Source organism: Aureimonas sp. AU4 (genome assembly GCF_001463765.1).
Taxonomy (GTDB): Bacteria; Pseudomonadota; Alphaproteobacteria; order Rhizobiales; family Rhizobiaceae; genus Aureimonas.
In genome coordinates, this window is the sequence record NZ_BBWK01000100.1 from 1 (window position 1) to 8,160 (window position 8,160).

Annotated in this window: 9 protein-coding genes and 1 riboswitch; of the genes, 4 read left to right on the forward strand and 5 right to left on the reverse strand. The window is 64.2% G+C overall.

What is annotated here, in order from left to right; genetic code table 11:
- Positions 1 to 357: 357 nt before the first annotated feature.
- On the forward strand, positions 358 to 1,176 hold the full coding sequence (locus AUL35_RS20970) for an outer membrane protein (protein ID WP_062018501.1): 819 nt from the start codon (positions 358 to 360) through the stop codon (positions 1,174 to 1,176).
- Positions 1,177 to 1,511: 335 nt separating this feature from the next.
- Here AUL35_RS20970 and AUL35_RS22395 read toward each other — a convergent pair whose 3' ends face one another.
- Entirely contained in the window at positions 1,512 to 1,790 is a 279-nt protein-coding gene (locus AUL35_RS22395; protein ID WP_062018503.1) for a hypothetical protein, read from the reverse strand.
- A 328-nt stretch (positions 1,791 to 2,118) separates the two neighbouring features.
- On the opposite strand from AUL35_RS22395, the gene AUL35_RS20980 reads away from it, so the two are divergent.
- Positions 2,119 to 3,009, forward strand: a complete 891-nt coding sequence (locus AUL35_RS20980; protein ID WP_062018505.1) for a cation diffusion facilitator family transporter — start codon at positions 2,119 to 2,121, stop codon at positions 3,007 to 3,009.
- 42 nt (positions 3,010 to 3,051) lie between these two features.
- On the opposite strand, the gene AUL35_RS20985 is transcribed toward AUL35_RS20980, so the two are convergent.
- The 3 genes from AUL35_RS20985 to AUL35_RS20995 all read right to left on the reverse strand — a co-directional run bounded on the left by AUL35_RS20985 (position 3,052) and on the right by AUL35_RS20995 (position 5,918).
- A complete protein-coding gene (locus AUL35_RS20985) occupies positions 3,052 to 3,363 on the reverse strand; it encodes a hypothetical protein (protein WP_156418141.1) in 312 nt (103 codons plus the stop codon).
- A gap of 86 nt (positions 3,364 to 3,449) precedes the next feature.
- Positions 3,450 to 4,010: a manganese efflux pump MntP family protein gene (locus AUL35_RS20990; protein ID WP_062018509.1), complete on the reverse strand. Its 561-nt coding sequence runs from the start codon at positions 4,008 to 4,010 to the stop codon at positions 3,450 to 3,452.
- 10 nt (positions 4,011 to 4,020) lie between these two features.
- Positions 4,021 to 4,184: riboswitch (yybP-ykoY riboswitch) on the reverse strand.
- Between the two features lie 426 nt (positions 4,185 to 4,610).
- Positions 4,611 to 5,918 carry a sodium:proton antiporter gene (locus AUL35_RS20995; protein WP_062018510.1) on the reverse strand — a complete coding sequence of 436 codons (1,308 nt, stop codon included), beginning with the start codon at positions 5,916 to 5,918 and terminating at the stop codon, positions 4,611 to 4,613.
- A gap of 219 nt (positions 5,919 to 6,137) precedes the next feature.
- On the opposite strand from AUL35_RS20995, the gene AUL35_RS21000 reads away from it, so the two are divergent.
- Positions 6,138 to 6,557, forward strand: a complete 420-nt coding sequence (locus AUL35_RS21000; protein ID WP_062018514.1) for a hypothetical protein — start codon at positions 6,138 to 6,140, stop codon at positions 6,555 to 6,557.
- A gap of 56 nt (positions 6,558 to 6,613) precedes the next feature.
- Positions 6,614 to 7,741, forward strand: a complete 1,128-nt coding sequence (locus tag AUL35_RS21005) for a PHB depolymerase family esterase (RefSeq protein ID WP_156418142.1) — start codon at positions 6,614 to 6,616, stop codon at positions 7,739 to 7,741.
- 28 nt (positions 7,742 to 7,769) lie between these two features.
- On the opposite strand, the gene AUL35_RS21010 is transcribed toward AUL35_RS21005, so the two are convergent.
- On the reverse strand, positions 7,770 to 8,160 hold a 391-nt coding region (locus tag AUL35_RS21010), incomplete at its 5' end, for a fatty acid desaturase (RefSeq protein ID WP_192847141.1).

An 8,160-nucleotide genomic window follows, 5' to 3' on the forward strand; every position in this document is an offset into this window, starting at 1 on the left:
TTTGCGCTGCGTGCGTGACGGTTGCGGCACGGCAGTCGAGCCGTCTGGACTGATCATATCGTTGGGGTGCCAGCGTCGTCTGGGAGGAGGCGCCGACCTTTTGGCATCTCCGCACCACGGATAACCTAACCGTGAGAGCGCAGGTCATCGCGAGACCTGTCTTACGCACCACGCAGCGAGGTACGGTTAGGTAACGGCCTCGGCATCGGGACTAGCCGTCTGGTGCCGTACCATCTGAGCCACACCTGTGGCGCAAGCGTCAGGCGCTCCCTTGCGGGTAGGGGTCTGGATCCGACTTAGTATCCCGACACAAGCAGTTCGCCCGCTCCGGGTGGACCCATCAGGATCCCGCCCGCCATGAAGCGTCTTCTCCTCGCCCTGACCGCAACGGCTGCCTTCGCGGCACCGGCCCTGGCTGCCGACGTCGTCTACGAAGAGCCCGCTGCTCCGATGGTCATGGCTCCGGTGTCCAACTGGACCGGCCTCTACCTCGGTGTGCAAGGCGGCGGCGCCTTCAACCCGGACAACGGCGACAACCTGTCGATCGTCCCGAACTTCACGGGTGCCGGCGCAACGTTCCTGACCAACGCCTTCGGCAACAGCTTCTCCTCCGAGTTCGACTCGAGCTTCATCGGCGGCGCCCACATCGGCTACGACTACCAGATCAACCGCTTCGTGGTCGGTGCCCTTGTCGACATCAACGCCCTCGACATCGCGCAGCGCTCCAGCGCCTTCTCCAACACCCCGGCCTTCTACACGGCCGAGCGCAGCCTCGATTACCTTGTGACCGGTCGCCTGCGCGCCGGTTACCTCGTGACCGATATGGCCCTGGCCTATGCCACTGGCGGCTTTGCTTACGGCGAAAGCGACTACCGCTTCACGTCCAACAGCCCGGCGATCACGGCTGCCTTCCCGGCTGCCGTGAACTCGGACTCGGACGACTTCGGTTACTCGGTCGGCGGCGGCATGGAGGTGAAGGTCACGCAGAACATCTCGTTCGGCGCCGAGTACCTCTACACCAACCTGGGCGACAGCGACTCGTCCACGCGCCTGAACGGCGGCCCCTTCGATGGTTCGGGCACGGCCGTGGTGCCGGGCCAGTTCACGGACTTCCGCTCGAACGGCGACTTCGACTTCCACACCGTCACGGCGAAGCTGTCCTACCGCTTCAACTGACGAGTGGCGGGGGACCGGTTCGGTCTTCTGTCCGATCCCGATCCTCAACTATGCAGAAGCCCGCCCGGTCATCCGTGGCGGGCTTTTCTATGATGCAAGCAACCCCCGCTACATGACGGACGCGATTACACCCGCCCATTGCCGTGCCGCCCGCGCCCTCCTCGACTGGACGCTGAAGCGTTTGTCTGTCCGATCGGGGATTGCGAACGGCGCACTTCGGGACTTCGAGCGCGACCGCCCCGCCTTGTCAGCAGCCGCGCTCGGCACGCTGCGGACTACGTTCGAAACCGCCGGCGTCCAGTTCCAGAACGCCAATGCCGATGGCGGGATCGGCGTCAGGCTGCGGGCGCAGCCGATCGAGCCACCAGACCTCGCATCCAGTCCCCGGAATGGTCGTCGCTGACCCGGTAGGTCAGCAGGCCCTCCGTCTCGCAAAGGCGCGCCGCCCGGCTCTCGGCCTCGGCGGCCTCGGCATAGACCTCGACAGTCGGGACCGAGCCCTTGATCGGCGGTATGTAGACGAGTGCGTGCGGTTCCCCCGCTGGCCGCACGACCAGCACATCGGCGCAGGGCTCCGTCTGCGGATCCACCTCGTACTCCGTCCGTTGCAGCATGGCAGGCGTCCCGTCCCAGTCCTTTATTGGACAACTTCAACGACGGGTGCGCGGCACGGGCAAGACGTCTCGCAACAGGGCGCGGTTTTGTCCCAGCCCCTGCTGATCGGTGAAGGGTGATCTGTACCCGAACGGGGTGCATCCGCTATCGACCCAAGATGGCCATTCAGGCCAGCGTCTGGATTCGCTCAAAGCAGACATTGCGGAGGGCTTTGCACTTCTGTCCTCGAACTATGCGTAGGCCGTCGCCGTACATGACAGATTGCCGTTCCGGACCCGGACCATAGGTTCGGCGCTCGAGACCCATCCCCGACAGCGGAGACTGCGAATGGATCGCTCCCTGAAGATCGCGATCGGAAGCCTCGGGGTGAGCGTCGTGGTCCTCGCGATCAAGTATGCCGCCTACCTGTTGACGGGCAGCATCGCGCTCTACTCGGATGCGCTGGAGAGCATCATCAACGTCGCGACCGCGGTCGCCGCGATCATCGCGATCCGCATCGCGGCGACGCCCGCCGACGCGGAGCACCCATACGGCCACAGCAAGGCGGAATACATCTCCGCCGTGGTGGTCGGGGCCCTCATCATCGTCGCGGCCCTCGCCATCCTGCGCGAGGCCTACGGGGCCTTCCTTCAGCCAACGCCCATCGAGACACCGTGGAAGGGCTTGACGGTCAGTCTGGCGGCAACCGTTCTGAACGCGCTCTGGAGCCTCAACCTCATCCGTCAGGGCCGCCTGCATAGGTCGGCGGCACTCGTTGCCGACGGAAAGCACCTGATGGCCGACGTCGTGACATCGGGAGGCGTCCTGGTCGGCGTCGTCGGGGTCGTCCTGACGGGCATCCTTCAACTCGACGCCGCCATCGCCGCCCTGGTCGCGCTCCATGTGCTTTGGAGCGGGTGGGGCGTCATCCGGGAGAACACCAGCGGTCTCCTCGACGAGGCGGTCGCGCCGGCGGAACTCGAGGAGATCCGCCGGACGATCTCGGCGCATGCAGGGGGAGCGCTAGAAGTCCACGCGCTTCGCACCCGGCATGCCGGGCGGGTCACGTTCATCGACTTCCATCTCGTTGTGCCGGGCGCGATGCCGACGGAACAGGCGCACGACATCTGCGACCGCATCGAGGATGCCATCATGGAGATGGTGCCCAGCGCCAATGTGACGATCCATGTCGAGCCCGAACGCAAGGTCGAGCAGGTGGGCGTGCCCGTGGTGGCATGAGCGCCCGCGGGCAAGGCTTGCGATCCCGGGTTCCGGGCGGTGTCAGAGGACCGAGACGACAATCAGCCAGATCGTCGCCAGCGGAGGGGCGACCAGGGAGAGGACAAGCGGGTGGCGCTGCACGCCGGCGGTGTGCCAGACACTGATGCACAGAAACGCGTTCATCGGCCAGCACGCGAGCCACGCCAGGAGCACCCATGGCGTCGGTGCGTTCAGACCGGCCAGCGTCAGCGTGAGCGTCATGGCGCACAAATTGATCGCGGTGCCAAACACCAGCATCTCTCGCCACAAGAGGCGGCTCAGCCGCACCCGGCCGTTCCAAATATCGCCGACATGCCGAATGGCGGGGTTCATTATGGTGACCGAGGGGAGATGAACACGGGGAACGTCCTGCGATAGAGTGCCGCTCATGAGTCTGCGCTCGTGCGCCGCGCCGGTCATCAGGTAAGGAGATGCTCGACGAGGATCGAGGCGCCGAGACCAACGAGCGCAACCCCGGCGACGGCTTCTGCGGCCCGCCCGAACCGCTCGCCGATCAACCGCCCTACCAGCATGCCGCCCGACGACATCAGGAAGGTTGCCAGCCCGATCGCCAGGGCGATGACGACGATGTTGACGTTCAGGAATGCCAGCGACACGCCGACCGCCATGGCATCGAGGCTCGTGCCGATGGCGGTCGCGACCAGCACGGTCAGCGATCGGCCGACGGGAGCCTCGTTCGCCTCCTTCTTCGCAAGGGCCGAGAACAGCATGTGAAGCCCGACGGCTGCGAGGAGGCCGAATGCGATCCAATGATCGACCGCTTCGACGAAGCTGCTGGCCGCGACCCCCGCGGCCCAGCCAAGAACGGGGGTAATGGCCTCGACGAGGCCGAACACGGCGCCGGTGCGCAGCGTCTCCGAGAAACGTGGGCGCCCGATCGCAGCGCCGCGACCGACCGAGACGGCAAAGGCATCGACCGACATGCTGACGGCGAGGACGGCGATCGTGAAGGGTGACATGAGATTATCCGACGGACATGCGAAACCGGGCGTTCGCCACACCCGTCCGCATGCGGTGCGTCGTTCGCCACGGTCTTGCTGGGCCTGTCCGGCTGAACGCGCCACGCGCTGATGCGCGAGTGTGTTGACGCGCCCCCGTTCCACGAACGGTAGCTACTCCCCGATCAGGAGTGGATACGTAGATGGCGACTGAAAGTCAAATAAAAACAATGGCTTGAATGTTTCTGATTTGCATTTGCAAGTGGGAACGCCCATCGGAAAGCAAGCGGCCGTCGTTAACTTTTTTGTCCGCTTGCTATCCCCGACACCCGAAAGCAGACAGGCACGAAACCATACGGCTTCGCCGATCGGCTCCATGAAAGCGGACGCCGGGAAGCGGTCTGCCCGATATCGACCCTTCCAAGTCTTTCGTGCTGACGTTCAGATCCCCAAGAGCGGACGTTGTGTGGCACCACTATCCGGACTTGGAAGATAATAAGGCGACAGTTTCTAACGCCGTCGACCTATCATGCATTCGCAGGTCATTCGTATGTCGCAGGTCATTCGTATGTAGGACCGATCACGACATATCCTTTGTTTCCGGCACGGTTATCCCGACGTTCAGTTCCTTGCGGCAGGACCCTGCAGGCCTGGCGGCGCCGCCGATCCCGTATCGGGGTCACGTCCCTGCTGCTGATCGAGAAGGCGCATCACGGGCGTGACCGTCAGGCCGTGGAGGAGGATCGAGAACAGGATCACGAGTCCAACCAATCCCCACAGGCGCTCCGCTTGCGGCACAGCCATATGGTTGATGCCGTAGGCGAGATAATAGATCGACCCGACGCCCCGAATGCCAAAAAAGGCGAGCGTCAGCTTCTCGCTTCTGTCGATCGGCAGGCCAACCAGACCCAGACAGCCCGTCAAAGGACGCACAAGAAGCAGGATTGCGCCGGCAACGGCAACATCGATCCACGTGACCCCAGCCAGCAGGCCGCTTACCAAGGCGCCACCGAACAGGATCAAAAGCAGCATCATGACGAGCCGCTCCACCTGCTCGGTGATCTCGTGCATCTCGGTTTGGAACTCATGCTCGCGATGGGTATGGCGGAAGGTCAAGGCCGTGACGAAGACCGACAAGAAGCCGTAGACGTGGATGATCTCGGTCAGGCCGTAGGAAACAAGCGTCGCGGAAAGGGCGATCAGGCCGTCGCCGGTCTTGGCTAGACGGTTCTCGGACGGCACGTGGAACGTCAGCCAGCCGAAGGCGCGACCGATCAGCCAGCCCGCCAAGACACCACCTGCGATTTCCCAGGCCACGCGGTAGGTTAGCCACTCGCCAAGCCAGGGCTCACCTGTGGCGGAAGCCGCGGCCAGCAGGATCGCGAGATGAACGAAGGGGAAGGCCGCGCCGTCGTTGAGGCCGGCCTCCGAGGTCAGGCCGAAGCGTACCTCGTCCTCCTCGCCGGTCTTAGGTGGACCAACTTGAACATCGGAGGCAAGCACCGGATCGGTAGGCGCAAGGCTTGCAGCCAGAAGCAGGGCGACCGGCCATGACAACCCGAGTGCCCAAGCCGAGAGCAGCGTAAGCAGGAGGATGCCAAGCGGCATGGTGATGGCGAGAAGTCGCCACGTCACGCTCCAGCGTCGCCAGCCGAACACACGGTCTATCTTCAGCCCCGCACCCATCAAGGCGATGATGACCACCAGCTCGCTAAAGCGTTCGGTGATGTCGGGATACCGGAGCGGCAGCGGTTGAAGCACGATCTGTGGGAGTAGGAACAGGCCTGCGCCGATGCCCATGCACACGATCGGAAGTGAAAGCGGCAGACGCTTCAGAACCAGCGGCAACCAAGCCACGAGCGCGATCAGGAAGCCGGCCCCGGTCAAGAGGAGGATGTAGGGATCGGGCAGCCAGTCGGTTGAGGTCATGGACAGGAACCCGAGGAGTAGGCGGTTGGGTCCATCAGGAAGGCTACTTCGCGACAATGGGGAGACCGGACCTCGGACAGCCAATCCATCTGACTTGAGGATAGCGATGGCAAGGACGGTCGGCGGCTAACGTCACGCTTGGTTCGCCTTGCCGTACCCCCCTTGAATGTCGAACGCATCCCCACCACTTGCCATCCACTTGGATGTTGTCGTGAGTTGATGATGCCGAAGAAGGCGGAAGGGCAGGAGCGCGGACCGGATACCGAGAAGGTGACCATCAATCTCGGCTTCATCGATCTCGGCCGCATCGATCTTCTCGTACGAGAAGGCTTCTACGCCAATCGCAGCGACGTCATCCGCACCGCGATCCGCAAGCATCTCGACGCGCACGACGCCGCGATACAGCGTTCTGCCGAGCAGTTGACGCTGGAGCTAGGCCTTCGGCGCTTCACGCGAGCCGATCTCGAACGGGCGCGCGACGAGAAGCGCCTGCTCCACGTGCGCGTCCTGGGACTCGCCAGCTTCGACGACGACGTATCGCCGGAGTTGGTACAGGAGACGATCGGATCGATCACCGTTCTCGGCGCCCTCCAAGCGAGCGCAGCGGTGAAGGCGGTCCTGGCGGACCGCATCCGCTGACGCTCAAGGCCTCGCGCTTCACGTCATCCAACGTTCCGCCCGCAAGGAGTCGTCCAATGCCCCGATCTATCCCCTCCTTCATGGATGACGCCCGTCGCCTTGTCGCCGCCAACCGTCTCCTGGACGCTACGGCGCTGATTCAAGCACGGCTCGGCGGCTCGCCCACCGACACGGCCGCGGCATCGCCACAACCGTTCCAGGGCCCGACAATCGAGCTGCGGGCAGAGCGGGTTGAGCGGGGTCAGCAAGAAGCGCCGACCGACGCTCCACCGCGCAGCCGGCCCCGTTTTCCTCGACCGGGCGTAGCAACAGCTCGTTCCAACTCCAATAGGCCGACTCTGATGGTGCCAACCGGCGCCGAGTTCCTGCATCTCAAACATGAGGGACCCTCAGGAGCGCGACGCTATCGCCTTTACGTGCCGTCTACGCTGGCTAGCGGGCCGCGACCGCTGATCGTGATGCTGCACGGCTGCACGCAGGATCCTGAGGACTTTGCCCTCGGCACGCGCATGAACCAGCTAGCAGAAGAGCGGAACGTTCTCGTCGCCTATCCGGAACAGGTGCGAGCCGCCAATCCCTCGCTCTGCTGGAACTGGTTTGAGCCCGCCCACCAGCGACGAGATGCGGGGGAGCCGGCGATCATCGCCGGCATCACCGAAGACATCGCGCGCCGTCATTCCGTCGACCGGACCCGCATCTTCGTGGCCGGCCTATCGGCAGGTGGAGCCATGGCGGCGGTTCTTGGCGCGACCTACGCGGACGTCTTCACAGGTGTCGGAATCCATTCCGGTTTGCCCTACGGTTCGGCAGCCAACGTTGCCTCGGCGCTCTCGGTCATGCGGAGCGGTAGACAAAGCGGGGGCGGAAGCAGGCGAAGGGTCCGCACCATCGTCTTCCACGGCGCGCGGGACACGACGGTCCACCCGGCCAACGGCGAATGTCTGGCGGGGCTGCAGCAGGTCGGAACCAACCGCACTACCACGCAAGGCGGCTCGGTCAACGGCCGCGACTACATCCGCAGCGTAATGGCCGCCACGCACGAGGAACCGGATGTCGAACACTGGCGCGTCGAGGGGCTCGGCCATGCTTGGTCCGGCGGCGACGCCAACGGATCTTATGCGGACGCTGCCGGCCCGGATGCTTCACGCGAGATGCTGCGCTTCTTTCTGGACGAACTACAGTAGGACTGCTGGACCGTAACTGAGGCTCGGCTCAGAAAGCGACGAGCTTACGCCTCGTGGGATCCCACAAGGACAGCCCAACGCATTGAAGGCTTTCGCCGATCGTCAGGCGCGATAGGGAACCCAACGCTGGTTCCGCGTCCAGGCAGGCCTGCAGCCGGTAGTTCGGGATCCGCGGGTTCAGATGGTGAATGTGGTGAAGACCGATATTGCCGGTGAACCACTGCAGCATCTTCGGCATCACGTAGTACGAGCTGCCACTGAGGGCTGCGCGCTGTTGGCTCCAGTCCGGCGACTCCTCCCAGTGCGTGTCCTCGAACTGGTGCTGGACGAAGAACAACCAACCGCCGATCCAGGACGCGACGAAAGCCGTCGGCAGCACCGCGAGTGCGACAGAGGCCGGACCGAGCACCAGCATCAGG

What these genes read in the sequence shown, in the direction of transcription:
- AUL35_RS20970 (WP_062018501.1), top strand. Translation starts at nt 358, where the DNA reads ATGAAGCGTCTTCTCCTCGCCCTGACCGCAACGGCTGCCTTCGCGGCA.
- AUL35_RS22395 (WP_062018503.1), bottom strand. Translation starts at nt 1,790, where the DNA reads ATGCTGCAACGGACGGAGTACGAGGTGGATCCGCAGACGGAGCCCTGC.
- AUL35_RS20980 (WP_062018505.1), top strand. Translation starts at nt 2,119, where the DNA reads ATGGATCGCTCCCTGAAGATCGCGATCGGAAGCCTCGGGGTGAGCGTC.
- AUL35_RS20985 (WP_156418141.1), bottom strand. Translation starts at nt 3,363, where the DNA reads ATGAACCCCGCCATTCGGCATGTCGGCGATATTTGGAACGGCCGGGTG.
- AUL35_RS20990 (WP_062018509.1), bottom strand. Translation starts at nt 4,010, where the DNA reads ATGTCACCCTTCACGATCGCCGTCCTCGCCGTCAGCATGTCGGTCGAT.
- AUL35_RS20995 (WP_062018510.1), bottom strand. Translation starts at nt 5,918, where the DNA reads ATGACCTCAACCGACTGGCTGCCCGATCCCTACATCCTCCTCTTGACC.
- AUL35_RS21000 (WP_062018514.1), top strand. Translation starts at nt 6,138, where the DNA reads ATGATGCCGAAGAAGGCGGAAGGGCAGGAGCGCGGACCGGATACCGAG.
- AUL35_RS21005 (WP_156418142.1), top strand. Translation starts at nt 6,614, where the DNA reads ATGCCCCGATCTATCCCCTCCTTCATGGATGACGCCCGTCGCCTTGTC.